The sequence below is a fragment of the Armatimonadota bacterium genome (genome assembly GCA_036504095.1).
Classification (GTDB): Bacteria; Armatimonadota; DTGP01; order JAKQQT01; family JAKQQT01; genus DASXUL01.
Genome location: DASXVS010000031.1, coordinates 24,606 through 48,553 on the forward strand (window position 1 = coordinate 24,606; position 23,948 = coordinate 48,553).

The 23,948-nt window shown below is 62.7% G+C and carries 20 protein-coding genes and 1 tRNA gene; 12 read left to right on the top strand and 9 right to left on the bottom strand.

Annotation, left to right across the window (positions count from 1 at the left end):
* Positions 1–19: 19 nt before the first annotated feature.
* The 3 genes from VGM51_06335 to VGM51_06345 all read left to right on the top strand — a co-directional run bounded on the left by VGM51_06335 (position 20) and on the right by VGM51_06345 (position 3,061).
* Positions 20–802 (top strand): PEP-CTERM sorting domain-containing protein, encoded by a 783-nt coding sequence (locus VGM51_06335; GenBank protein ID HEY3412659.1) that lies wholly within the window; start codon positions 20–22, stop codon positions 800–802.
* Between the two features lie 249 nt (positions 803–1,051).
* Positions 1,052–2,083, top strand: coding sequence for a PEP-CTERM sorting domain-containing protein (locus VGM51_06340; protein ID HEY3412660.1), 1,032 nt, complete (start codon positions 1,052–1,054; stop codon positions 2,081–2,083).
* A 210-nt stretch (positions 2,084–2,293) separates the two neighbouring features.
* The gene (locus VGM51_06345) at positions 2,294–3,061 is read left to right on the top strand and encodes a PEP-CTERM sorting domain-containing protein (GenBank protein ID HEY3412661.1); all 768 of its coding nucleotides are present in this window, start codon (positions 2,294–2,296) and stop codon (positions 3,059–3,061) included.
* A gap of 136 nt (positions 3,062–3,197) precedes the next feature.
* Here VGM51_06345 and VGM51_06350 read toward each other — a convergent pair whose 3' ends face one another.
* From VGM51_06350 to VGM51_06360, 3 genes are all read right to left on the bottom strand, one after another.
* Complete coding sequence (locus VGM51_06350; protein ID HEY3412662.1) at positions 3,198–3,449, bottom strand: hypothetical protein; 252 nt, start codon at positions 3,447–3,449, stop codon at positions 3,198–3,200.
* On the bottom strand, positions 3,446–4,882 hold the full coding sequence (locus tag VGM51_06355; protein HEY3412663.1) for a hypothetical protein: 1,437 nt from the start codon (positions 4,880–4,882) through the stop codon (positions 3,446–3,448). The genes VGM51_06350 and VGM51_06355 overlap by 4 nt, the downstream gene beginning before the upstream one ends.
* A 449-nt stretch (positions 4,883–5,331) precedes the next feature.
* The gene (locus tag VGM51_06360) at positions 5,332–6,786 is read right to left on the bottom strand and encodes a fucose isomerase (protein HEY3412664.1); all 1,455 of its coding nucleotides are present in this window, start codon (positions 6,784–6,786) and stop codon (positions 5,332–5,334) included.
* A gap of 100 nt (positions 6,787–6,886) precedes the next feature.
* Here VGM51_06360 and VGM51_06365 point away from each other — a divergent pair, with 100 nt between their 5' ends.
* From VGM51_06365 to VGM51_06375, 3 genes are all read left to right on the top strand, one after another.
* On the top strand, positions 6,887–9,097 hold the full coding sequence (locus tag VGM51_06365; protein HEY3412665.1) for a hypothetical protein: 2,211 nt from the start codon (positions 6,887–6,889) through the stop codon (positions 9,095–9,097).
* Between the two features lie 98 nt (positions 9,098–9,195).
* Entirely contained in the window at positions 9,196–10,971 is a 1,776-nt protein-coding gene (locus VGM51_06370) for an alpha-L-fucosidase (GenBank protein ID HEY3412666.1), read from the top strand.
* A gap of 34 nt (positions 10,972–11,005) precedes the next feature.
* Positions 11,006–11,560, top strand: a complete 555-nt coding sequence (locus VGM51_06375) for a DNA-3-methyladenine glycosylase I (GenBank protein HEY3412667.1) — start codon at positions 11,006–11,008, stop codon at positions 11,558–11,560.
* On the opposite strand, the gene VGM51_06380 is transcribed toward VGM51_06375, so the two are convergent.
* The gene (locus VGM51_06380; protein ID HEY3412668.1) at positions 11,541–12,254 is read right to left on the bottom strand and encodes a prepilin-type N-terminal cleavage/methylation domain-containing protein; all 714 of its coding nucleotides are present in this window, start codon (positions 12,252–12,254) and stop codon (positions 11,541–11,543) included. The two genes, VGM51_06375 and VGM51_06380, sit on opposite strands and share 20 nt — an antisense overlap.
* A 304-nt stretch (positions 12,255–12,558) precedes the next feature.
* Here VGM51_06380 and VGM51_06385 point away from each other — a divergent pair, with 304 nt between their 5' ends.
* Entirely contained in the window at positions 12,559–12,789 is a 231-nt protein-coding gene (locus VGM51_06385; protein ID HEY3412669.1) for a DUF3006 domain-containing protein, read from the top strand.
* The gene (locus tag VGM51_06390) at positions 12,786–14,957 is read left to right on the top strand and encodes a discoidin domain-containing protein (protein ID HEY3412670.1); all 2,172 of its coding nucleotides are present in this window, start codon (positions 12,786–12,788) and stop codon (positions 14,955–14,957) included. Before VGM51_06385 ends, VGM51_06390 begins: the two co-directional genes overlap by 4 nt.
* Positions 14,958–14,964: 7 nt before the next feature.
* Here the strand turns inward: VGM51_06390 and VGM51_06395 are convergent, their stop codons facing one another.
* The gene (locus VGM51_06395; protein ID HEY3412671.1) at positions 14,965–16,071 is read right to left on the bottom strand and encodes a hypothetical protein; all 1,107 of its coding nucleotides are present in this window, start codon (positions 16,069–16,071) and stop codon (positions 14,965–14,967) included.
* Between the two features lie 182 nt (positions 16,072–16,253).
* On the opposite strand from VGM51_06395, the gene secG reads away from it, so the two are divergent.
* The 4 genes from secG to VGM51_06415 all read left to right on the top strand — a co-directional run bounded on the left by secG (position 16,254) and on the right by VGM51_06415 (position 19,379).
* The gene (secG, locus tag VGM51_06400) at positions 16,254–16,499 is read left to right on the top strand and encodes a preprotein translocase subunit SecG (protein HEY3412672.1); all 246 of its coding nucleotides are present in this window, start codon (positions 16,254–16,256) and stop codon (positions 16,497–16,499) included.
* Between the two features lie 60 nt (positions 16,500–16,559).
* A tRNA-Leu gene (locus VGM51_06405) sits at positions 16,560–16,643 on the top strand.
* 82 nt (positions 16,644–16,725) lie between these two features.
* The gene (locus VGM51_06410) at positions 16,726–18,279 is read left to right on the top strand and encodes a PQQ-binding-like beta-propeller repeat protein (protein ID HEY3412673.1); all 1,554 of its coding nucleotides are present in this window, start codon (positions 16,726–16,728) and stop codon (positions 18,277–18,279) included.
* Between the two features lie 140 nt (positions 18,280–18,419).
* The gene (locus VGM51_06415) at positions 18,420–19,379 is read left to right on the top strand and encodes an aldo/keto reductase family protein (GenBank protein ID HEY3412674.1); all 960 of its coding nucleotides are present in this window, start codon (positions 18,420–18,422) and stop codon (positions 19,377–19,379) included.
* 60 nt (positions 19,380–19,439) lie between these two features.
* On the opposite strand, the gene VGM51_06420 is transcribed toward VGM51_06415, so the two are convergent.
* The 4 genes from VGM51_06420 to VGM51_06435 all read right to left on the bottom strand — a co-directional run bounded on the left by VGM51_06420 (position 19,440) and on the right by VGM51_06435 (position 23,910).
* Entirely contained in the window at positions 19,440–21,452 is a 2,013-nt protein-coding gene (locus tag VGM51_06420) for an alpha-amylase family glycosyl hydrolase (GenBank protein HEY3412675.1), read from the bottom strand.
* 102 nt (positions 21,453–21,554) lie between these two features.
* Positions 21,555–22,334: a DNA repair protein RecO gene (gene recO / locus VGM51_06425; GenBank protein ID HEY3412676.1), complete on the bottom strand. Its 780-nt coding sequence runs from the start codon at positions 22,332–22,334 to the stop codon at positions 21,555–21,557.
* 117 nt (positions 22,335–22,451) lie between these two features.
* Positions 22,452–23,132 carry a deoxyribose-phosphate aldolase gene (gene deoC / locus VGM51_06430; GenBank protein HEY3412677.1) on the bottom strand — a complete coding sequence of 227 codons (681 nt, stop codon included), beginning with the start codon at positions 23,130–23,132 and terminating at the stop codon, positions 22,452–22,454.
* A 49-nt stretch (positions 23,133–23,181) separates the two neighbouring features.
* A complete protein-coding gene (locus VGM51_06435; protein HEY3412678.1) occupies positions 23,182–23,910 on the bottom strand; it encodes a class II glutamine amidotransferase in 729 nt (242 codons plus the stop codon).
* Positions 23,911–23,948 lie beyond the last annotated feature (38 nt).

Genomic DNA, 23,948 nt, shown 5'->3' on the forward strand with positions numbered 1-23,948 from the left:
CGCGCAGAAAGGACAGCGTATGTTGCGCCAACTCTTCATTGCCGCCGGTGTGGCCGGCCTCCTTGCCATCGGAAGCGCCCACGCCGTTGTCATTTACGACACCGGCGGTTTCGAGGGCTATGCCATCGGAGACATCGTTGGCCAGGACGGCTGGCAGAATGCCGGCAGTATCGGCCTGCCCGCTTCATGGACTTACAACCCCGCGAAGATAGTCGCCGGTCCCGCTGGAGGCAAGGTCCTTCAGTTCGACAACATCGACAAGACCTATTCGTCCATCGACCGACCGTTCCAGAACCTAGTCGGGACGTACAAGTATGGACAGGCCACGTTCGACTTCATGCGCGACGATGCGGCTATCTACAACAACTGCGACTGGTGGCCGTCCGGCGCGAACCCCTGGGGCGGCCTGGCGTGGGACCACGCGGCCGTTCCACCAGCCCTGATTCAACCGCACGGCGGCGGCAATGGCGAGACCCCGCAGCTGCCGAACACGTGGTACCACATCGTGATCCTGCATGACCTCATCAACGGCAAGGGATCCGCCTGGGTAAACGGCGCACTGGTCTGCGATAATGCCAGCATCGGTATGGGCAACCAGTACAACGGCTGGTACTTCGATGACTGGAACACGGTCGATCAGGCCCGCACCCCGGGCGCGAAGGGCCGCAAGGGATTCGTGGACAATCTGTCCGTTTCCGCCGGCAACACTCTGAGCGACCTGCAGCCCGTACCGGAGCCCAGCAGCCTGGCGCTCCTGGCGGGCGGCCTTCTCCCGCTGCTCGGCCTTCGCCGCCGCAAGTAGAGAAGAGCATCCTCCATTCGGCATCCGGCGTTCAGGGTCATCCTGAAGGCCGGGTGCCGAACGGCGTTTTTGGGGGCATCCCGGCGGGCCCCAAATCGTGGTTTCTAGGAGGCAGGCATACATCTTGGCAGTCTGACAAGCAGGCATATATTGGCATCGTTTATGCCGCTTATGCGTCAGGCGCTCAAACACTGGAGCGCCGGCGGCCGCTGAACACCGCGGCCGGATTGACGAGAAAGGGGCGGGAGCATGTCCAAGATTGTCATACGGGCGTCGATTTTGACCGCATTGCTGGGCGCGACACTGGCGATTTCGGCACGGGCGGTCGTGTATACTCCATTCACAGATCCTCATCCAGTGATGAGCGGCGGAACGATCGGGTTCGCGTATGCGGGCGACAAGTTTGTCGGCTCGGTTCAGGGCGACGGCATGGGCCAGCTTTATTCCACCGACCTGAACGGTGGCAGCGTCCAGGTGTTCGCGCCGGGTGTCAGCCTGGCGCCGAGCCTTTCCAGCGAGCACTTTGTTGCCGCCTCGGTGGGCGCCGGCGGGTTCGCGCCGCGGGACCTTTTCGTCGCCGCAGGCAATTCCGTGGTGCACATCACGCATGACGGCCTTTCGTCGAGCATTCTGACCAGCGGACTCACGGGTGATGTCCGAGGTATCCTGTTTGACACGATCGGCACGTTCGGCGGCGATATGCTGGTAACCACCCACGCCGGGGCGGTATATCGGGTGAACAGCGCCGGCGTCGCGACGCCGCTGGCCTCAACGGGTGAGGACACCGAGGGCCTGGACATCGCGCCCATCGGAGCCGGTTTTGGCGCGTACGATGGTCAACTTGTGGTCGCCTCCGAGGGGTCCGGGCTGCTGAGAGCCATTTCCACGGCCGGAGTGGTGAGCGTGTTGAATCCCAACAGCCCGATCGGCGGGGTCGAGGAGCTGTCTTTCGTGCCGCTGACGCTTGGGCTGAGCGGCAACCCCGTGGAGGGGATGTACGGGGCCAACTACACGCCCAACGTGGTGAAGGCCGGCGCCGGCCAGTTCGCCGGGATGCAGGGCGACATCATCGTGACCAGCGAGACCGGCCACGGTGTCTACCGCGTTCACTGGAACGGCACGACGTTTGAGAACAGCCTCGTCGGGAGCTTCCCGAACCAGCCGGAGGATGGCATCTTCGTGACGGCCGCCCATATCAACGGCGGAGTGCCGGAACCGTCCAGCCTCGCGCTGCTGGCCGCCGGTTTGCTGCCGCTCCTCGGCCTTCGCCGCAAAAAGTGACGCAATCGGCAATCCGCACGCGGCATTCAGGCACGAAACGGGCCCCGAATGCCGGGTGCGGATCCGCTTTTGGCGGGCCTGAGCGGCCGAATCGCCGTACGCCGGCCCCATCCGCTTGGCCGGTTTCTTGCACGCAATTACGCGAGGAAGAAGCGTTACGGCCTGGGCCGCCGCGGCGCCGTGTCATCTCATACCGAAAGGAGATCGATCATGCGCTTTTCAATCTTGGGCGCGGCACTCGCCGTTGCCCTCCTGGGGCCGTCGGTGCGCTCAGCGGTTATCATCGACACCGGCGGCTTTGAAGGCTACACCCCTGGTAATATCATCGGCCAGCAAGGCTGGGTAAAGGGTGCGGCGGCATTCGGCACCACCACCCGGCCGGTCACGGTGGCAAACATCGTCGCCAACCCCACCGGTTCCGGGCAGGTCCTCGAGTTCAACAACGTTGCTGCCGGCCAGACGGAAATCCAGATGCTGTTCCCGAACCTCACCGGCACGTACAAATTCGCGCGCTCGTCGTTCGATTACTACCGCGACGGCGCCGCCACGGCCAACAACCTGGACTGGTGGCCGAAGGGCAGCAACCCTTGGTGGGGCATCGCCTGGGACAGTCCGGCGGCGACCGGTGGTTCCATCGTGCCCGTGTTCAACGGAGTCGACGGGAGCACCGGCTCGGTTCCGCAGATTCCGAATCAGTGGATGCACATCGAGCAGCTCTGGGATCTTGAGACCGGAGACGTGTCCGCGTGGGTTAATGGAGCGTTGGTTTCGGACAAGGTGAACCAGGGCACCGGCGCGTTCAACGGCTGGTACATCCGCGACTGGCATACGGTCCTAACGGCCCCGGGTCATAAGGCCTATGTGGACAACGTCGTGCTCCTGGCCGGCAACGACGTTGGCGCCGTGCCGGAGCCATCCACCCTGGCGCTGCTCGGCGCCGGCCTGCTCCCGCTCCTCGGCCTGCGCCGAAGGAAGTAGTCAGCAGATAATAGGCAGTAGACAGTAGACAGTAGACAGTAGACAGTAGACAGTAGACAGGAGCAGCGGTCAGCTTCCGCTAGAAGAAGTCGACCGCTGCTTTCTGCCTACTGCCTACTGACTACTGTCTACGTCGTCACGACAGCACGATGGGGTCGATGCCGAGGGTGTTGCACACGGCGATGAGTTCGCCAATGTAGTCGCCGATCACGGCGTGGATGTGGTTGGCGCTGTAGTTCTGCGCGAGGCTCCGAACGCTGCAGTCGAACTTCGCCCAGATGTGAGGCCACGAATAATCGGTCTGGCGTCCCAGTTCCTCGTTCTTGTCCCACCCGAAATCCACGAAGGATCCCGTGAACATCGCCATGCGGTATTGGCCTTCTTTCAGCCGGTGAGTGACGCCAGTCTTTCATCGACGAGCTTCAGAAGATCATTCTCCGAAGTCTGCCAGGAGTGCGACAGGTCGGAGCGTAACAACTTGATCACGGTCTGCTTGTAGGGTCTGTCGTTTTCCAGCGCGTCCTTGAACAGCCGGAAGCCTTCCACCGAATTGGCTTGAACCAGTTCCCTGACGCAGCTTTCCACAACACTGGGCACACCGCCCTTCCTGATCCCTTCCAGAATGTAAGGGATTGCGGCATCACCGAAGGAGCTGCGTAGTTCGTAGGCAAGCGGATAGGCGGACTTATCCCCCGACGCGAGCATTGGCCCCAACTTCGGAAGGTCGGCAAGATTCTTTGCCCAGCAGATACATCCCAGGGCCTGTTCCCTAACCGACGGAACGTCTGCCAACTGCCACAACAGGTCCCCGGCCCGGTCCGTCTTGAGCTGGCCCAGAAATAGCACCAGCGGCCAAAGTGCTTCGCGTTCCTTGAATGTTCGTATGTGTGGGACTGCTGCCCAGACCGCATCCTCAATCGTCTTTGGAACGGTCGGTTGTTCATCCCATTTGTAGAACGGTGGCATGATGAACCTGAATGCTGTGAGTGCTCCGCCCACCGTGGTCGCGGAGTCGGAGCCGAGGAATGGAACTATCGAGTCCGCCAACTGCTTGCCCACGGGCTGGAACAGAGCTTTGCGCCAGCTCAGATAGTATCCCAGAAGCTCGGTCGGCCCGTCCTTGGCTATGATGCGCGGGATCTCACGCTTTATAACGTCATCACCGTAGTAATCAAGGGCATTCAGGGCGTAGTTTTGCACAAATACACTCGGGTGATGCAGGCACTTGAGCAAGACTGGCAACACTGCGTCATCGGGGGCCGCAAGGAGCGACGGAAGGTAGTCGCCTACTATCAAGCCCACGTCGTCCGGCTGGTGGGCAATCTGATCGTTGACCCACGTCTTGCGCTGTCCGGTGGAGAATGGCTTGACGACGAGGGGGGTCCACTCCGACTCCGCGACCAGTTTCCTCTCCTTTTGATTCAGATGGTCGTAATTCTTGAACCGCACCATGTAGGTGCCGGGCTTGCTGAAACTGCAGTACAAGTGTAGAGGCAGCCTTCCCCGCGGCGAGTTCTTCGGCGCGCCGGATCCGAGCTCCATGCCGCTAGAAATCTGGGGAGCATCGCTTGCGTGCTTCAGTCGCGGCAGCGGCTTGCCGTCCAGAGTCACATCAAAGTCGTTGACGTTGAAGAACCACGGTTCATCGCGATAGGGGTAGCGAAGGCTCGATGTCAGAGTGTTTTGATCCGCGGGGAACTGAACATGCACCCATACGGGCATGTTCGTGTATACGGGATCGTCGAATGTCAATGTCGCGCGAATCACGGCGGCATCGGCAATCGCGGCTGTATCCAGCGCCACAATCAGCATCACCAGCAAGACCGCGTGGACTAGCAGATACCTCCGGAGTGACATGCAAATGACCTCCTTGGCGAGCCGATGAACGGAACCTCCTGCCGCCGGACTCTCGGCGGCACGTCTTTCATGTTAGGCTACGCATCGCTGAGATTCCTTCAAAAGGGTTTGGCACTACCTGCAGAAGGTGCGTACGGCCTCGTGGTTTCTTTTTGCATAGGCTTTGCCAGGCAGCTCACTGGCGGCCGGCACATCCAATTACATTACATTGGCCCGTTCTACAAACGGACTTGCCGTAGCATCAACACCGAGAACGACGCAGTGCCCGAGCCCGGCAGCCTCGAGTTTCTCGGCGCCGGCTCGCTCCCTCTGCTTGGCCTTCGTAGGCGAAAGTAGGGGATATAGCTTCCAGCATCCGGCATCCAGCATCCAGGACCTGAATGCTGAATGCTGGATGCTGAATGCTCTCTCGCTTACGACAGTACGATGGGGTCGATGCCAAGGGTATTGCAGACGGCGATGAGTTCGCCGATGTAATCGCCGATCACGGCGTGGATGTGGTTGGCGCTGTAGTTCTGCGCGAGGCTCTGAACGCTGCAGTCGAACTTCGCCCAGATGTGAGGCCACGAATAGTCGGTCTGTCGTCCCAGTTCCTCGTTTTTGTCCCACCCGAAATCCACGAAGGATCCCGTGAACATCGCCATGCGGTATTGGCCTTCTTTGCGGGTGAGGCGGGCGTAGGTGACTTTTTCGGCCGGTGCGCCGTAGAACTGCACGCTGGCGCCGCCGCCCTTGAAGTAGAAGGATGACGCGGGCATCAGGCGGATTTCCTTCCAGTTTTCCTTCCATACACTGCTGCGCTTGGCGAACCACGGCGCGTGCTGGCCCGAGTTCACTAGGTCGTAAACGTCCAGGTCTTCGTGATAGTGGCGGAGGTCGGCGAAGAGGACCGGCGTGCCGGTGAGTTCGTGCAAAATCTGCATCGAGAGCGCGCCGTTGCTGTCGCATTCGGTGGCGCAGATGGTGGGCTTTTTATCGCCTTCCCAGTCCACGGTGTCGTTCAGAAGCGCTTCGGCGATGTCCATCGTGCAGCCCTTCTCCCATTCGGTGTAATCCACCTGGCCGGTGAGGCCGCAGAAGTCGATGCCTTCGTCGCGGCAGAGGTCCTTGGCTGCGAGATAAACGCGCACCTGTCGGGCGAGCGTGCCGTCCAGCCCGTCGGTCAGTTGCTTGCCGTCGAACTGCACTTCCTTGCAGTTGGCCTTCAGCCAATCCAGCCCGGTCTGTACTCGGTCGGTCGCGATCTTCTCGGCCATCCAGGCGAGGGTGAGCTGGCTGCGGTGATAGACGTTGATTCCGAACTGGTCCATCCACTGGCTCTGGTCGATGTGTCCGGTGTACATGCCCATGCTGGGGCCGTCGAATTCGCCGTATCGCTGGCCGCGGAGGCGCTGGGCGACGTCGTCGCCGGTGGCCTGTTTTGCCGGTGTGTGCAGGGCGAGGAATCTTCGGACCCCTGCCTGAACATCCGGCTTGTCGATACTGCCGAGGACGCGGCCGAACGGGCGGCCGATCTCCTCCAGGGCGCCGGCGGATGCGAAGAACGAAACCCAGCCCGGGTACGCCGGATTGATGCACCCGACGAAGAGGATCGGCGCTTCGGTGTGCTCGGCCGCCTGGGCGGTGAAATCGGGGAATGCCCAGACCGCGAAATTGTAGATAACCACATCACAGGAGGCATCCGTCAGGGCGCCGGCCTGCTCCTTGGCGGTTTTCCAGTTCCAGATGAGATCCTTCGCTTCGACGACCTCATGCCCCTCGGATTTGAGGAATGCGGCGATGTCGCCCTGGAAGCGGAAGCAGTCATCGCGTGTTGCGAGCATCGCGCGTTCGCGGCCGTCGCTAAACGTACAGATACCGACTCTCATTGGTGTTGTCTCCTTTGGGGGTTAAATGGGTGATCTTACCTGCCTCCATTCTAGCGTGCCCGGTGCCATACTGGATGCTGGGAAAGGGGAAATCGACGCCATGCGCATTCTTGCCGCCTGCGTACTCTCATTCGCCGCCGTTTCAGCAGCCTGCGGCGGAGACAAGCCGTTCTCTTTCGGACGGTTCGGGTTCAGCAACAGCGATGGCCTGCTCACAATGAACGTATCCCCGAACGGTGTGAGCGTTCCAAACGGGATTACGGCGTCCTGGCGCACCCGCCGTGTGGAGCGCGTGCTGACCGTCGGCGCCGCTCAGAAGACGATTCTCCTTGCGCCGACACCGGACGGGCCCGGATGGCTTCGCTATACCCTGCTTTATCCGGGCATGGAAGCCAGGTTCGGCGTTCGGGCGCGCATTACCTTCAGCGAGAACAAGGCATTCGGCGCCTCAGTGAACGGCGCGGCGGTTGAATCGCCGTCAGACGGCTGGATAGCCATGAAGACGGCGGATATCGTGGTGATGGAGGACGAGGGGTCGGTTCCGGCAATCCTCACGTTCAGCCCGATGCCGAAGCGGGTACGATTTCTCCGTGACACCGTGATTCAGCGCACGCTGGAGGCTGAATGCGACTCACCGATGATTGTGCGAGTGACGGTTCCTTCGCTGGAGCGCCGCACATTAACCGATTCGGCGGCGGTGAAACGCTTCATCGGCCTCGTGGACACGCATCAGCCGATCGCGCGCCTGGTCAAGGAGACCTTCCGGCTTGACCGCTCGGCCGGCGCCGTATCGATCACGGACACCTACACCCCGGCGAACGCCCGGATCGCACTGCCGCCGATGCTCGCGTTCGCGGCGTCGCACCAATACCCGATGAAGCCCATCGCGCCGGGACGTTTGTTCTGCAAATACGGCCCGCTGGTGTTTGGCGGTAAAGACGGGACACTGACCTACAGCCTGCCGGTTCCGCCGGTCGTGGAGCGCGGGTACCTGGCGCCGGCCAAACAGGACCCGCTGACGCCTTTGCTCAACGAAGTCTGCGGGCATTGGCCCGCCGCCTGGAACCGCAACGGGGTGGACCTGGGCTACGCCGGCGTAACGAACGCGGCCATGGCCTGGAATCTGCTGACCCACGACAACAAACTGAAGGCACGCGACGCGTGGACGGCCCACCTGGATGCGGCCTTCACACTGCCTCCATACAAGAGTGACACCCCGCTCAAGCGATGGAAGTCGATGACCGAGCCATTCAGCAGCCGGTCGTTCCTCTGGGGCTACTCGATTGACAATAAGACGCGGCAATGTGACATCGAATGGGGAATCGGGCTGCCGCTGTACGGGCTGTACAAATATGGAACGACGACGGGCGACTGGGCGCGCGTGAGGCGGCATTGGCCCGCGTCCAAGCGCCTCGCGGGCTATTTCGATCTCGCCGACGACTATGCCTGGATGACGGTTTGTAACGCGGAGGACGGTTACAGCACGGGAACGGGTGACGCGCTGAACGCCGGGTATGCCGGGATGGCCGCGATGCTGGACATCGCGCGAAAACTCGGCGACCGAGAGGCTGAGGAGAAGTATGCCTACCGCCTCGCGAGGATGGCGCTGCTCACCGCGATGCGCCCCGCGTACACAAAATGGGGGCGCGCGCACGGTATGGTGGAGGCCAACGAAGCGGCACTGGGGTTCTGGGAGAACTCCTCGTTCACAACGGCCAGTTTCGCCGGCGACCCGTGGGGCGTTACCACGCTGCTGAGCGGCGACGGATGTATGCCGGAGATACTCTGCCTGTACGCGACCACGCAGCCGACCGCGTGGAAGAGGTACCTCGACGAATATGCGCGGTTCTATCCCGACTGGTACGACGCGACCCGCAAGTACGAGGCCGAGGTGACCTATAACGGCAATTCCGGTTACGTCACCTTCCCGCACCTGTTCGCCAGGGCGTGGTTCGGGGCGGGGCAGGAGGAGCTTCGCGAGTGGGTGGCGGCGGCCGCGCCCAACCGCAATAACGCCTGGGTGGGGCCGAACGCCATCGCCGAAATCATCACCCAGCAGGCGCCGATGGTGCTCACGGACTGGGGGCGCGCACCGATCCCCGGCGGATCCTATGGCGCCAACTCCGCCATCGTGCGGGTCAACTCGCCCGAAGCGTTTACGCTGCGGTCTGCGCTGCGCCGCGACGTGACGAGTGTAAAGATTGACGGACACTCGATGAATTTCACCGAAGTCGATACGCCGACCGGCGCGGAATTGCCGGTGCCGCTCACGAAAGGGCGGCATATTGTGAAGATTACGTTTGGATACTGAAACGCAATCCTGAACCGAACCCGCCGGCCGGGCCCAGGGCCCTTCACCGGCGTTGTGTCGGGCACGGAAGCCCAACCTGCCTAGAGGAGAAGATGATCATGATCAAGGCGTTTGCGCTGGCTCTGCTGGCCTTATCGATCTGCGGGGCGATTCCCGCGAGTGGAGCGACGGCGAAAGAGACCAAAGCCCAGAAGGACGCGCGGATGGCGTGGTGGCGGGAGGCCCGATTCGGCATGTTCATCCACTGGGGCCTTTACGCCGTGCCGGCTGGCCGCTGGAATGGCAAGACCGTGGACGGCGCCTCGGAATGGCTCCTAAACAACGCCCAGATAAAGGTCGCGGACTACGAACCGCTGCAGAAGCAGTTCAACCCCGTCAAGTTCGATGCCCTGGCGTGGGTGAGGCTCGCAAAGGCGGCGGGGGTCAAGTACATCACCATCACCAGCAAGCACCATGAAGGGTTCGCGCTGTGGGATACCAAGCAGACGGACTGGAGCGTGATGAACACGCCGTACGGCAAGGACATCCTGCGCCAACTGGCCGCGGCCTGCAAGGCGGAAGGCATCAAGCTGTGCTTCTACCACTCGATCATGGACTGGCATCACCCGGACTACCTACCGCGCCGTGCCTGGGATCCGCGACCGGGCCTGTCGCCCGATTACTCACGCTATGTGAAATACATGAAGGCCCAGTTGAAGGAACTTCTCACCGGATACGGCGACATTGGCGTGCTGTGGTTCGACGGCGAATGGGAAGACACCTGGACGCACGAACAGGGCGTTGACCTGTATAACTACGTTCGCGGCCTTCAGCCCAGCATCATCGTGAACAATCGCGTGGACACGGGCCGATCAGGAATGGGCGGGATGTCCACCAACGCGGAACCGGTCGGCGATTTCGGCACCCCGGAGCAGACCATTCCCGGCAGCGGCCTGCCCGGCGTGGATTGGGAATCGTGCATGACGATGAACGACTCTTGGGGCTACAAGGTGGATGACCACAACTGGAAGTCGTCCGAGACGCTTATTCGCAACCTCATCGACTGCGCGTCCAAGGGCGGAAACTACCTCTTGAACGTCGGGCCGACCTCCGAGGGGCTTATCCCGCCGGAAAGCGTGGAACGGCTGAAGGCGATGGGCGCGTGGCTGAAGGTGAACGGCGAGTCAGTTTACGGCACGTCCGCCGGCCCATTCCCCAAGCCCCTGACGTGGGGCCGCGTGACCCAGCGCAAGGGCAAGCTCTACGCGCACGTTTTCAACGCATCCGGCGACAGCATCACACTGCCGGGTCTCCAGACGAAGGTGAAAACCGCCTACCTGCTTTCGGATACCGCGCACAAGGCGCTGAAAGTGGGCACGAACGCGGACGGCGCGACCGTGTCGCTCCCGAGTCCACTCCCTGACCCCGTCGCAACCGTGGTTGTGCTGGAGATCAGCGGCGCACCGAAAGTAGCGTTGCCGGAACTCGCGCAGGCCGCCAACGGTGTGATCTCGCTGACGGCTCAGGATGCCGACCTCAAGTCCGGCCTTCAGTACGAATCCGGCAAGGATGCGATCGGCTATTGGACGGATGCGAACGGCTTCGCCTCGTGGAAATTCCGGGTGACAAAGCCGGGGACCTTCGCGGTGAAGGTGGATCAGGCGTGCGACTCCGGGACCGGCGGCAGCGTTTACAACGTCACCGTAGGCAACAGCTCCGTGAAGGGCGAAGTGACGCCAACCGGCAGTTGGTCGGCATTCATCCCCGTGGAGCTGGGCGAAATCCGGATCCCGTCCGCGGGAAGCTTCACGCTGACGGTCAAGGCGGTCAGCAAACCGGGCAACGCGGTGATGAACCTTCGGGCGGTGACGCTCACGCCGGCGGAGGGCAAGTAGGGTGACGCGATGCGCGTGGGCTTCAGGCGACCTGATGGCGAGGTACCACGATGAGGAGTGGGGCGCGCCGTCTCACGACGACCGGCGCCTCTTCGAGATGCTGATCCTTGAAGGCGCTCAGGCCGGCCTGAGCTGGGATACCATTCTGAAGAAGCGCGCATCGTACCGGGCAGCGTTCGACGGGTTCGACCCGGCGCTGGTCGCGGAATACGGGCCGGGGAAAGTGGAGCAATTGCTCGCGGACCCCGGCATCGTCCGCAACCGCCTGAAGGTGAACGCCGCCATCACCAACGCCCGCGCATTCCTGGCTGTGCAGGCGGAATTCGGTTCCTTCGACGCCTACATCTGGCAGTTCACGGGCGGCAAGGTCTTGTGCAGCGCACGGCAGAGCCTTGAGGAGGTTCCCGCGAAGACGCCCGAGTCGGACGCCATGAGCAAAGACCTGCTCCGCCGGGGCTTCAAGTTCGTCGGCTCCACCATCTGCTACGCGTTCATGCAGGCGGTCGGGATGGTCAACGACCACACGGTTGATTGCTTCCGATACGCCGAAGTGGGCGGACCAGGCTCGGCTACCGGTACTCCTCGATGATCGTATTGGCGATCGCCTGACGGTCCGCCGCGGTCGGCATGGGCACCCGGGGATCGTGCCAGTAGTCGGACGGCATAATCGTCTGCGCCATCTTCATCGACCTTGCGCTCGTGTCACAGAGGACCATGTTGATCCGGCCGCTGTGGTGGAAGAAGTAACCCTGCTTCTGCGCCGGGTACATGTACAGGCCCACAAGCCAGATGCCGACCTCCGCCGATGGGTGGCGCGACTCCACGACGAAGATGGAGTTCGAGGGCTCCTTGATCTGACGCATCGTCACCACGCGGAATTTGGTGATATCCGCGTCCACTGACCCGAACAGGCTGCCGTTCAGCGCATAGGAGATCGGAAGCGTGCCGCCTTCGGCCGTGGATTTCGGGAATTTCCGGGCGTCCGGGTTGGCGGGGCAGGCGAACACGTCCTTGCTCTTCGCGTACGGCGCCAGCGATTCGCGCCAGGTGTAGGGCACCGGAACGTTCACGCGCCGCAGCACCGGGTAGCAGTCGTCGTAATCCGCAAGATAGGTATACAGAGCGATTCCGAGCTGCTTCATGTTGCTGAGGCAGGCGGTGCTGTTCGCGCGGTTGCGGGCCTTCGCGAACACCGGGAACAGGATCGCGGCCAGAATCGCGATAATGGCTATGACAACCAGCAGTTCGATGAGCGTAAACGCGCGGTGCTTGCGGGAGTCCATCGGGTGCGGTCCTTTTTGGGGAAGCGGGAAATGATTACAGCATGAGTATCTAGCTGATTATACGTCGCCGGGGCCGGACGGTGCAACGCTGCGTTTGGCCGCATTCGTGTCTGAATAGCGCTCAGATACCGCGGCGTATCACACGGCTTCAGCCGATGAGGAATAACGTGACCCAGCAGGCCCCATAGTCCAGACACGCACCCGGTTTGGCCTCCCATCGCGCGGCGCTGTATCATGGGGCTGTTCCACCGGGCCACCGAAGGCGTTCACAGTTCAGGCGGCCCTTCTTCAGCGAGCGGAGCCAATGCCAAACGTCAGGACACGCGTGTTTCTGGACCGGATCGAGGGCGATTTAGGAGTCATTGTCGCCGCTGATGGACGCAGCGTGGATGTCCCGCTGGCGTGGCTGCCCGAGGGGATTCGGGGAGGCGCGGAGCTCACCGTGACGGTGGCCGAGGACCCCCATGCCACAACGGAGGGGCGCGCGCAAGCTGCCTCACTGATCGACGAACTCATCAGGCGGAGCGAGACATGAAGTACCCGTCCACGTTCATGGCTGCAGTCGCTCTCCTCGCCGTTGAAACGGGCCCGTTTTGCGCGACCGTTCCCGACGGTTCCGGCGTGGTGACGGTGCTGGAGAACCCCGTGCGTCCGGCCAACGTGGTCGTCCCATCCAGAGACCTCGGCGCGACGGTTGATGGCCTGGAATACGGTGACGTCGCGATGGTGTACACTCCCGCGAATCTTAAGGTGATGCGCGGGGTGGGTTTCGGGCCGCTCGCCTACCGCCTCCGGACCGAACTGGCGATCGAGGCGTGGCACTGGAACCCCAAAGGCCGCTGGAGCGACCCGGCGCGGAAACAGGGCTACTGGACGTCCGACGCCCGGCCGGGGCCACCCATCAATGTATCGTACGGCTATCGGCTACCCCGCCGGGGCAGCACGATCGACCAGGCAAACAACGATGGCTACAGCCGGATTGCCGACGGTGACGAGGCTACATTCTGGAAGAGCAATCCGTATCTGGACCGTCGTTATACGAGCGAAGACAATGCGAAGCACCCGCAGTGGCTCGTCATCGACCTGGGCGCGGCCGTTCCCGTCAACGCCATCCAGATCGCGTGGGGCGTGCCCTATGCCACGGATTACCGGGTCGAGTACTGGCCGATTTCGCCGGGGCGGAAGGCCGACGGGATATCCTCCACCGTTGACGGGCGGCAATGGAAGGCGTTCCCGAGCGGCCTGGCCACGCGCGCCCGGGGCGGCAAAGCGTTTCTGAAACTATGCCGGGTACCGCTGAACGCGCGCCTCATCCGCGTCGTACTGACAGCGTCCTCGGGTAAGGCGCCGAAAAACTCGACGGACCCTCGCGACGCGACGGGATACGCGATCCGCGAGATATACGCCGGCACGGTGAACGCGAAAGGCACGTTGGTGGATGCGATCCGCCACGCGCACTCCGCTACAGGCCAGACCGTGATCTATGCGTCCTCCACCGACCCGTGGCATCGCGAGAAGGATATGGACCGGCGGATCGAGCAGCCGGGCTTCGACCTCCTGATGCGCAGCGGGCTTCCGAACAAGCGACCTCCGTTGCTGCCGGTTGGCATGCTGTATGACACACCGGAAAACGGGGCGGCCGCGATGCGCTATCTGAGGGCGCGCGGTTATCCCGTTGCCAATGTGGAGTTGGGAGAGGAGCCGGACGGTCAGTTCATGACGCCGGACGATTACGGAGCGCTCTTTGTGCAGTGGGCGACCGCTCTTCGGAAGGTCAACTCCAAACTGGTTTTCGGCGGCCCCGGGTTCCAAACCGATGTTGGCGGCTGGCCGACCTGGGTGGACGCGAAAGGCGACCGGTCGTGGACTCACCAGTTCCTCAGTTACCTCGCTTCCCGGAAGCGATCGGGAGACCTCGGCTTCTTCTCCTTCGAGTGGTATCCGTTCGATGACGTCTGCGGGTCCATAACCCAGCAACTCCTCCAGGAGCCGACGCTGCTTGGGGATACCCTGCGGCGCCTCTGGAAAGAGGGCGTTCCGAGGGACATGCCGATGGTCATCACGGAATACGGCTACTCCTCATTCGCCGCTCGGGTCGAGGTGGATATCGAGGCGGCGCTGATGAATGCGGACATCGTGGGGCAGTTTCTCACACTGGGCGGGCATAGTGCGTACCTCTACGGCTACGAGCCAAACAGGCTGCTGCGCGAGTCCCCGGCGTGCGACACCTGGGGCAACCTGGCCCTGTTTCTGTACGATGACCTGCGCGGCGGCCTCTCTGCTACGGCGGCGTGCTGGGGCGCCGAAATGCTGATGAAGGATTTCCTGCGCGGCGCCTCGAAGGATCATCGGATAGAGGCGTGCGCGACCGACATCCGCAACCCGAAGGGGCTGCCACTCGTAACCGCATACAGCCAGCGCGATCCGGACGGAAAGCGGGCCCTGCTGCTGGTTAACAAGGACCCGTCGCGGGGGTGGAACGTGAGCGTTCGTCTGCTGGACGCACAGACCGGCGATATCCGCGGGTGGCGCACGGTGGTTGAGCAGGTCCAGTTCTCGAGGGGGCAGTACGTTTGGAAGCCGGACAGCGAGCGCGGCCGGGCGGTGGTGAACCTCCCGCCGCGCAGATCCTACATCCTCAAGCCGCCCGGCGACGGCTACCATCTACCGCCGTATTCGCTCACTGTTTTGCGGGAGAAGTGATGGGCGCCTAGTCGGCGGCGGTCGTTCCGTCCACGCCGTACTGCTTGAGAAGCACTTCCAACTGCTGCAGGGCCAGCGGGGAGACGGCGCCGATGTTCTGCAACTGGGTGACGAGGTTGCCCAGCCCCATGGTGAGCATCTTGCGGGATTCCCTGGCTCGCTGCGTGTCCGAGCCGGCCAGGAGGCGCATGGTGTCCGCGATCTGCATCAGGGAGCCGACGATGAGGTGTTCATTGCCGGGGGCGGGGCCAATGTGGCCGCCCTCTTCAGCCGACAGATTATGGACGGCTTCGGTATCGGCGCTGGTCAGGATCGGCGGTTCCTCGCGCTCGAGTTTTCGCAGGGCGATGCCCACGGCGCGATAGAGCGGTGTGTTGCTCATATCCTTGCCGGCCGCCACGCCGTAGTCTTCCTTGTTTGTGCCGTAGAACATCGGGTCGGTGGTGGCGTAGTTGACGAACATGAGGGCGATGAATTTCTGGAAGACGTCGCGGTCGAAACAGAGTTTGTCCCAGTAGTTGCCGTCGTTCTGGACGGAGAGGAGAACGTCCTTGATGAGCATGGCCACGAAGGCGCGGGCTTCGAGGTCCTGGGTCTGGTCCAGCGAGTGCTGCGGAAGGAGTTCCCAGCGATAGATGTAAGCGTCCTGGCCGGGATCCGCGGTAGGGACCGACTGAAAGACGTTGACCTTCATCATATTGTCGAGGGTGCGGCGGTCGGTGCCGTCCTTGCACAGGCGGATGGAGTAGCGCTTGAACTCTTCCATATCCGTGCCGAGGAAGAAGGACTGGCGTTTCGCGATACGTTCGTGGAGTTCGCCGAGGCGCAGCACGAGGCTTTCGCGCGCCGTCTGAATCATGGCCATCATCTCGGCCTGGAGTTCGGGGTCGTCCGAGAACGCTTCCAGCGTTTCGAACGTGGTCCGGATGATGGCGAAATCATTCAGGCCGTCTTCGAGGCAGGGGTAGGCGATTCCGAGGGTCATATCCTCGGGAAAATCGTTGATCTCCTCCGCGTTGTGCCATCCCATCTCCGGCGGGACGAGGGCATAGAAGCGGTTCTTTGTTGCTTTGCTTTTCAGCAGGACGACGGTTCTGTTATCGGGACCTTCCATCAGGGGGCTGTTTCCTCTCTAGAATCCATTATAGACGCGGGCATAGCGGGTGATGACAGCGACCGCGAGGGCACCGCCGCTTCGCCTTCCCAAAGCGCCGCTGCCGTCGTTTGACACACCCGTTCCTCGCGTGGTAATATGGAAAGGCGTCAATTCTGAACGCCTTGAAGGAGCATCAGGTCTTGGAAATACTCCACAACATTGCGATGATCGCGCAGTTCTTCGTCGCCTTTGCGCTTATCGCGGTCGTCATGTCCCAAACCAATAAGGATCAGGGCATGGGCGGAGCGCTGAGCGGACAAAACGCTGATGCGTCCCGCTACAAGGGCGGCTACGAAGAGAAGATGGACAACCTGGCGAAGAACCTGGCGTTCTGGTTTCTGGGTCTCTCCTTCGCGGTGGCCGTCTTCGCCCACCTCGCGGGCTGAAGGCCACACGCCGCCTGATTGAAGGCGCGTGCGCGCACCGGTAGAATAGAATACAGCCATGGGGATATGGTGGAACGGCAGACACGCTGTCTTGAGGGGGCAGTGCCGAAAGGCGTGAGAGTTCAAATCTCTCTATCCCCACCACAAACGGGCTGATGCCCGCGGCGGACAGCCGACCCGTTGTCTCGATGCTTCCGCATTCCCAATCCTGAAGGAGCGCGTCACAATGGACCGGCGCTTCAGACGCAACGTGCTTGTCAGCGGCGTTGCGTTTTTTGTCAGTACAATGCCTGCCTGCCTCGCTTCGGACTGGCCGCAGTTCCGAGGCGGCCAGACGCTTTCCGGCGCCGCTCCGGCAACCTCCGGAACGATGCTTACCCCCGTCTGGAACGTTCGGCTCCCCTCGCTGATTGTCGGCGGCGCGACCTTTGGCCCCGGCATCTCAGCCTCGGCTGCCATCGCCACCGTCACCATAGGGGGAGTCCAACGGCGCACGGTTTTCATCGCCAGCCAGAACACCCACGTATACGCCTTTGACGCCGGCACCGGCAACCTCCTCTGGGAAGCCGCGGCGGGCGACCGCATCGAATCCACGCCGTTGGTCAGGGACAACGTCGTTTACTTTGTGACCAGTGGCGGAAGCCTCACCGCCCTCGACGCCGCCACGGGGTCCAGCCTCTGGGTCCACAACAGCGGAGGCTGGCAGGACCGGGCCTCTCCCAACTTCTCGGGAACGAACATCATCTGCTGCACGGGATACCCGAAGAAGGATATCTATGCGGTTCCGGCGGGCTTTGCCAACCCCGCGCCCGAGGCCTGGCATTTTTCGACGCTCCAGTTCGTTTACTCCTCGCCGGCGGTGGACCCGGCCACGCAGAATATCTACTGCGCTTCGCAGGATGGCTACGTGTATGGCTTGAAGCCGGATGGGACAGCCTTGTGGTCCACACCGTTCTATACAAACGGCGGCATCTTCCGCGCCTCTCCGGCGTTCGGAAACGGAAGAGTGTACATCACCGGGGGAAACTACGACTGGAACCTTCACGCCATAGACGCCGCCACGGGCAGTCTCGCATGGGATGCGCCGATGCGCCCTGTGCCGGATCCGGACACTCTGAGCCCGTTTGACTACAAGAACGCCATCATCTCGAGCGCGGCCGCCGACGGCAATTTCATCTGCCTGGCCGGCGGCTACTGCAATAACCTTGGTACGTCCCAACTCTACGCATACCGCGACGATGGCGCCACCGGCACGCTCCTGTGGAAGACGCCGCTGCCGAACAGGTCCCAGCAGTACCTTTCATCGCCCGCCGTCACGCCTTCGTCGGTGATCGTGGGCGTGGCCGCCGCCACGGACCCGGCGCATCCCACCTGGCCAACCGGGCGGGTGTACGTTGCGGATCGGACCACCGGCGCGACGGTCTGGTACTCGGCCGGAAGCAGCGCCTATACCGGCGGTCCGATTCTGGCTTCGCCCGCTGTGTCCGGCGACCTTGTGGTTGTGGGTGACACGAGCGGGCTGGTGTCGGCATACCAGGCCGTGCCCGGCGGCGATGCGGATGGCGACGGCGTCGTGACGGTGCTCGACGCCGTGAACTTGATGAATGTTTCCAGCGGGGACGGAATCGGAAGCCCGATGCAGACCCTTCGGGCCGACGTCTATCCTCGGGACACGGTATCCCCCGACGCGCTGCGATCGTTTGGGGACGGAAAGATCACCCCGGGTGACGTGGATCGCGTCCTCGCCCGCGCGGTTGGACTGGAACTCGACCTGCCGTAACGACGTTATTTTAGTGTCGGTGGTTGAAGTGCGATGGGCCGGCGAGTCAATGGCGATTCGCCGGCCCATCACCGCGAGCGCAGCACTACAATCCCTTATCACCTTTCGAAAGGACACCTCCCCCAATGGCGGAAACCGCAATGAAGTACAGGCGCCTCGGTCGCGCCGGCATGCAAGTCTCAGAGGTCGCACTCGGGAGCTGGCTCACTTACGGCAATGCCGTGGGAGACGACACGGCCGCGCAATGCGTGAGAACGGCCTACGACCTTGGCGTCAACTTTTTCGACACCGCGAACGTGTATGCAAGGGGCGAAGCGGAACTCGTCTACGGGAAGGTTCTGCGTGAATACCCGCGTGACACAATCGTGGTGGCCACCAAGGTCTACTTTCCGATGCGACCCGGCCCCAACGGCTCCGGCCTCGGCCGGAAGCACATCCGGGAGCAGATCGACGCCAGTCTCCAGCGCCTCGGAATGGACTATCTCGACCTTTACCAGTGTCATCGCTGGGACGCCAACACCCCGGTCGAAGAGACCATCCTGGCCCTGGAAGACCTTGTGAAGGCGGGCAAGATCCTGTACTACGGCGTGAGCGAGTGGAGCGCCGAGCAGATTGAGCAGGGGCAGAACGTGGCGCGGTCCCGCGGCCTCTACGGGATGGTCAGCAACCAGCCTTACTACAACATGCTGGGGCGATCGATCGAGCGCGAAGTCATCCCCACTTGCGAACGGCACGGGATCGGGCAGGTAATCTTCTCGCCTTTGGCGCAGGGCGTTCTCACGGGCAAGTACCGGCCCGGTGAGCCGGCGCCGGCGGGCACGCGCGCCACCGACGAGAAAATGAGCATCTTCATGCGGCCGGGCGAAGGGGCGATGAGCGATGAGTCCCTGGCGCGCGTGCAGAGACTGGCCCCGATTGCGGCCCGCCTCGGCGTCAGCATGGCCCAGATGGCGCTGGCGTGGATTTTGCGTCTGCCCAATATCAGCAGCGTCATCGTGGGAGCCAGCCGGCCCGAACAGGTCAAGCAGAACGCGGCGGCCAGCGGAATCACCCTGGACGAGGCAACGTTGGCCGAAATCGAAGGCGTTCTGGGCTCCTGACTCGATTGTTACAGCGCCTGGAAAGCGCGGCGCGACTCCCGGATCTTCGCTCGCGCCGCGCTATTCCAGCCCGCTCCAGAGTTTCATCAGGCGCACCGCCTCTGCCACCGTTACCGCGCCACCCGCGAACTGGGCCTGGTCAACCGTTCCCTTAGCTAAGCCGCCCGCTACCTTGAGCGCCGTCGGCACTTCGACAGGGAACACGGCCGGCGCGGTGTAATGCGCCTTGAGCCAATAGACCGGTTTCGGGTCGGCGGCGGGGGTATCGAACGCCTCGATGAAGAAGGTGCAGAAGCCGGATGCCGGCGGAGTGTACGTAAACCCGCCGCCCTGGGGACCGGCCTTGGTGAACGAAGACGTTGCCACCGTCGCGCCCGCGGGGTCGATCAGCGTGACGTCGAGGCGCGTGGTATCGGTCCAGGCCGGGTCGGTGTGATACCACAGTTCAAGCCTGATCGGCTTCCCCGCCTGCGCCCAGATGGATGCCACCTTGTTGGCGACTCCCATTTCAGCGGGGCGGATGTCCAGGTCCGTAGCGCCGGCGAATTCCTGGGTGGTTTCCCGTGGTCCCGCGGCGGCGTGCGGCGGGCCGGTGATCCCGTCCCTGGCATAACAGACGTAACCCGCGCCGCCGGCGTTGGCCGGGATCGTGATGGTCGCGTTGCCGGCGCCGTCCGTCGTGACGTTGGGCGCGTGCCCTGTGTAGTCTTTTAGCGTGATGTTGGCGCCAAAGGCGGTCGCTACCGCCACCGTTTGCGCTGAAGCCCCATTGTCGTTCAGGCCGACCAGCAGGTTATCGTGTCCCACCTCGTTCCCCATGCGCTCATAGGCGAAGACGTCGCCGGACTTCCACCGCTGCTGAGTGCGCCCGTAGGCGATTTTCTCGTGGATCCAGATCAGGGGGTCCACCGCGGGCTTCAGGCCGTAGCAGCCCGCTTCCGTGGAGTAATCGCGGTAGAAGACGCACGGATAACCTTCGTTCGTGAGGATATATGAGTAGGCGAGCATTTTGTTGGCCGTGATCGGATCGCTCACGTCGGTATCGTGGTTCTCCACGAACGTCACGGCATGAAACGGGTCCACTCCAACGAGGCCGGCGTGGTCCAGGGACGCCATGTTGAACGCGCCGCCGCCGGAACACATCGCCTTCAACTGGTACCTTAGCGGAAAGTCGAACGCGCTGCACCGGTTGTTCATCCCCCCGGCGCCGTTCACCCAGCGCTGGACCTTGCCCAGGTTGCCGTCATAATACTCGCCGAACGCGAGTTTTCCGGCCATCGCTCCCGTGGAGAGGAACGATGACAGCCAGTCAGTGCTGATCCCCTTCACGTAGTCGAGGCGGTAACCATCGGCGTCCAGAGCCTTAGTCAGCCAGTCGCCCGCATTGTTGAGGCCGTTCCACAGATAGCGGTTGGGGGTGGTGGAATTGACCGGCGCGAGGTCCGCCCCGAACGGGCTGGATGCTTCCAGTCCGGCGTCACCCGGATCCCAATCCGCCGGCACGTTGGGATCCTGCGGCACGAATATCAGGGGGGACGGGTTGAAATGGAAATCGCCGGGGTTCTTCTCAAAACGTCCGCCCGGGTAATGGCCGTATGCGTCCACGTATCTGAACTGGCGATTGCCGGAGTCACCGTCACGGTGGTTCTCCACGACGTCCAAATAGATATCAAGGTTGTTGGCCTTCAGCAACGCGCACAGACGCTGCAGTTGCTGCCGCGTGCCGTAGCGCGTGGACCCGTTCTGGGGGCTATGCTGCCACTTCGAGCCGATATCGTAATCGTCTAACGGATCGTAGCCCATGGAGACGCCGCCGTTGGCGCCCTTGATGGCCGGCGGCAGCCAGACGGCAGTGAATCCGGCCGTGGAGAGCGAGTGCGCTCGAGCCGCCAGATTGTCCCACCAGAACGTGCTCCGGTAGTTGGGGTCGCTCGTGGCGACGTTGGGGGTCGGGACGTCCTTGTAGAAGCCCTGGAGCATCACGCCCGCATCGACCGGCGTCCGGGCGCCAACAAGGGCGATCGCCAGAACGGCCGCCACCACGGTCTGAATACGTATTCCGGCAATTGCCATACCGCGCTCCAGTCAGAGAATGGGATAGTCCATTATACCACAGGCTGGCACGCGGAACGGAGTGCGGATACGCTGACACACGCGGCACCCCGGCCCGATTCCTCACATGCCGGCGTCGCTGAGCGCCTTCGCCGCCAGGAGTTCGTCAAGGAATCGCGCCGATTTGAGCGGCCGGTCCGTGTGGTAGGCGAGGAACGTGCGAACCATTCGCAACAGATGGACCCTCGCCTGCGTCGTCATCTCGATGCGGGACGCACGCGGCATCTCCGAGGCGAGCATCTTCCTCGCCGCATCGATGGCGTCGGCGGATACAGTGAAGGCGTCCCTGGCGGCGGTGCGGCAATCACCGCAGACTACCCCGCCCATCGTCGGGCTGAATGCCGCGAATGCCTTGCCCTCGCCGTGGCAGCGGGCGCAGACGTCCAGCGACGGCGTATAGCCCGAGACCGCCATCATGTGGAGGGTGAAGGCGGTGACGACCAGGTCCGGCTCTTCCAGGGCGCTGAGGACGTACAGCCCGGCGAGCAGAAGGTCGAAAACTTCCGCGTTCGGGTGCCGTTCTTCGGTGAGGTGGTCGGTTAGCTCCGCCATGTAGCTTGCGGCGGCGATTTTGTGGAGGCTGGAGCGAATTCCGGGGAACGCCTCACGGACATCGACCTGCGTGACGACGTCGAGGTGCAGCCCGACGGCGAAGAGGACGCGGCAATACCCGAAAAGCTCTGTGGCGCCGGCAAGGCGGGAGGCGGGGCGCCGCGAGCCTTTCGCCACGGCGCTGACCTTGCCCAACTCGCGGGTGAGGAACGTGACGATTTTATCTGTCTCGGCCAGGTTGATGCGCCGCAGCACGATGGCGTTGGCGCGGTATACGCGAGGGGAAGGCATAGGGAGTGAGTTCCGGGTTCCGAGTTCCTAGTTGCGGGTTCCGAGTATCGGGTTTCGAGTACGACCAGCGCCGACAGAAGACCTGTGAACTAGAAACTCGGAACTCGGAACTCGAAACTAAAAGGCGGCGATCAGCTCTTTCGCGGCGCTCGTGCCGAGGCGGGTGGCGCCGGCTTCGAGCATCGCCTTCGCCTGTTCGATCGTGCGGATGCCGCCCGCGGCCTTGACACCCATATCCGGCCCCACCGTCTTGCGGAGCAAGCTCACGTCGTCCACGGTCGCGCCGCCGGAACCGAAGCCGGTGCTGGTCTTCACGAAATCGGCGGCCACATCGCGCACGATGCTGGACGCCTGCACCTTCTCGTCGTCCGTCAGCGCGGAGCACTCGATGATGACCTTGGTGATGATGCGCGGCTTGTTGTGGCGAAGGCCTTCAACGCGTGCGGCCTCGATCAGTTTCGCCAGTTCCTTGCGTACGATTTCCCAGTCGCCGGTCTTGGCGGCGCCGAGGTTCATAACGATATCCACCTCTTCCGCGCCGGCTTCCACCGCGTTGGCGATCTCCAGGGCCTTCGCCGAGTTGACGGAGCAGCCGGTGGGGAACCCAATGACCGTGCAGACCGGAACGCCGGACCCGGCAAGCACCTTTGCCGCCGTCTTGATCCAGATGGGGTAGATGCACACGGAAGCGGGCTTCAGCTCACGGGCTTCCTCGCACAGCCTGACGATGGCATCTCGCGTTGCGTCCGGTTTCAGAAGCGTCATATCAAGCGTCTTGGCGAATTCTTCTTTGGTCATATCAAACGATCCGATCACAGGTGTGAGGCGCGCGTGTCCTCGAGAGTCGTCAGGCCAGGGAAATGATCTGTCGCAGCGGCATGAGCTGCCAGTCGGCGGCAAGCTGCGTTAGCGGCTGGGAACAGACGGCGCGGGCTTTGGCCGATTGGTAGAGGGTGTAGTATTCCGGCCAGACGTCCCAATTGTTCGGCTTTTCCTCACCGGGCTGCAGCGTATCGCGGTAGTCCCTCCACGCCAGCGTTTCCTCGCCGTCGGTGATGATGAACGAAATGGACGAATACTTGTGGTTCTCGTGAACGTACCGCGTGGCCGCCTCGCAGGCCTCGCGCAATGTCCGTACCTCTCCCGATTCGATCCTGCCCACGATGTTCAGGAAGAACCGCTCGCTGTCCGTTTCGCCGGTGGGCGCAAGGCCGTAGATGGGGATCCGCTCGCTTTCCTTGATGCCCCCGTTGTGGCAGAAGACGAAGCGGCCGTGCGTAAACGGGTGCGCGTTGGCCGGCGTGAGATCGCCGACGCTCGCCTTACGCAGATGACCGATGACGATATCGGCGCCGGACGTTTCCACGAGTGCGGCGGCCGAGGAGAAAGCGGGGTCCGTGGCCCCGTCCTTTTCGCTCTTGGTGAACAGGGTCAACGTAGCGGACCGGAGGGCGGCGAAACCCCAGCCGTCCCCGTGACCGCAGGTGTTGCCCGGCAGTACGTTGCCGTTCGCGGCGAGCGCGCGAAATTCGTCCAGAACGCCTTTGTCCGGCGTTCCGCCAACCTGAACCATCATCCGGCACATATCGATCTCCCAGGAATCAGGATTCGGGA

Excerpts from the sequence above, each read along its gene's own strand:
- VGM51_06390 (HEY3412670.1), top strand. The coding sequence starts at position 12,786 with ATGAAGTACCCGTCCACGTTCATGGCTGCAGTCGCTCTCCTCGCCGTT.
- VGM51_06410 (HEY3412673.1), top strand. The coding sequence starts at position 16,726 with ATGGACCGGCGCTTCAGACGCAACGTGCTTGTCAGCGGCGTTGCGTTT.
- VGM51_06415 (HEY3412674.1), top strand. The coding sequence starts at position 18,420 with ATGAAGTACAGGCGCCTCGGTCGCGCCGGCATGCAAGTCTCAGAGGTC.
- VGM51_06420 (HEY3412675.1), bottom strand. The coding sequence starts at position 21,452 with ATGGCAATTGCCGGAATACGTATTCAGACCGTGGTGGCGGCCGTTCTG.
- VGM51_06395 (HEY3412671.1), bottom strand. The coding sequence starts at position 16,071 with ATGGAAGGTCCCGATAACAGAACCGTCGTCCTGCTGAAAAGCAAAGCA.
- VGM51_06335 (HEY3412659.1), top strand. The coding sequence starts at position 20 with ATGTTGCGCCAACTCTTCATTGCCGCCGGTGTGGCCGGCCTCCTTGCC.
- VGM51_06340 (HEY3412660.1), top strand. The coding sequence starts at position 1,052 with ATGTCCAAGATTGTCATACGGGCGTCGATTTTGACCGCATTGCTGGGC.
- VGM51_06345 (HEY3412661.1), top strand. The coding sequence starts at position 2,294 with ATGCGCTTTTCAATCTTGGGCGCGGCACTCGCCGTTGCCCTCCTGGGG.
- deoC (HEY3412677.1), bottom strand. The coding sequence starts at position 23,132 with ATGACCAAAGAAGAATTCGCCAAGACGCTTGATATGACGCTTCTGAAA.
- VGM51_06385 (HEY3412669.1), top strand. The coding sequence starts at position 12,559 with ATGCCAAACGTCAGGACACGCGTGTTTCTGGACCGGATCGAGGGCGAT.
- recO (HEY3412676.1), bottom strand. The coding sequence starts at position 22,334 with ATGCCTTCCCCTCGCGTATACCGCGCCAACGCCATCGTGCTGCGGCGC.
- VGM51_06360 (HEY3412664.1), bottom strand. The coding sequence starts at position 6,786 with ATGAGAGTCGGTATCTGTACGTTTAGCGACGGCCGCGAACGCGCGATG.
- VGM51_06375 (HEY3412667.1), top strand. The coding sequence starts at position 11,006 with ATGGCGAGGTACCACGATGAGGAGTGGGGCGCGCCGTCTCACGACGAC.
- VGM51_06370 (HEY3412666.1), top strand. The coding sequence starts at position 9,196 with ATGATCAAGGCGTTTGCGCTGGCTCTGCTGGCCTTATCGATCTGCGGG.
- VGM51_06365 (HEY3412665.1), top strand. The coding sequence starts at position 6,887 with ATGCGCATTCTTGCCGCCTGCGTACTCTCATTCGCCGCCGTTTCAGCA.
- VGM51_06435 (HEY3412678.1), bottom strand. The coding sequence starts at position 23,910 with ATGATGGTTCAGGTTGGCGGAACGCCGGACAAAGGCGTTCTGGACGAA.
- VGM51_06380 (HEY3412668.1), bottom strand. The coding sequence starts at position 12,254 with ATGGACTCCCGCAAGCACCGCGCGTTTACGCTCATCGAACTGCTGGTT.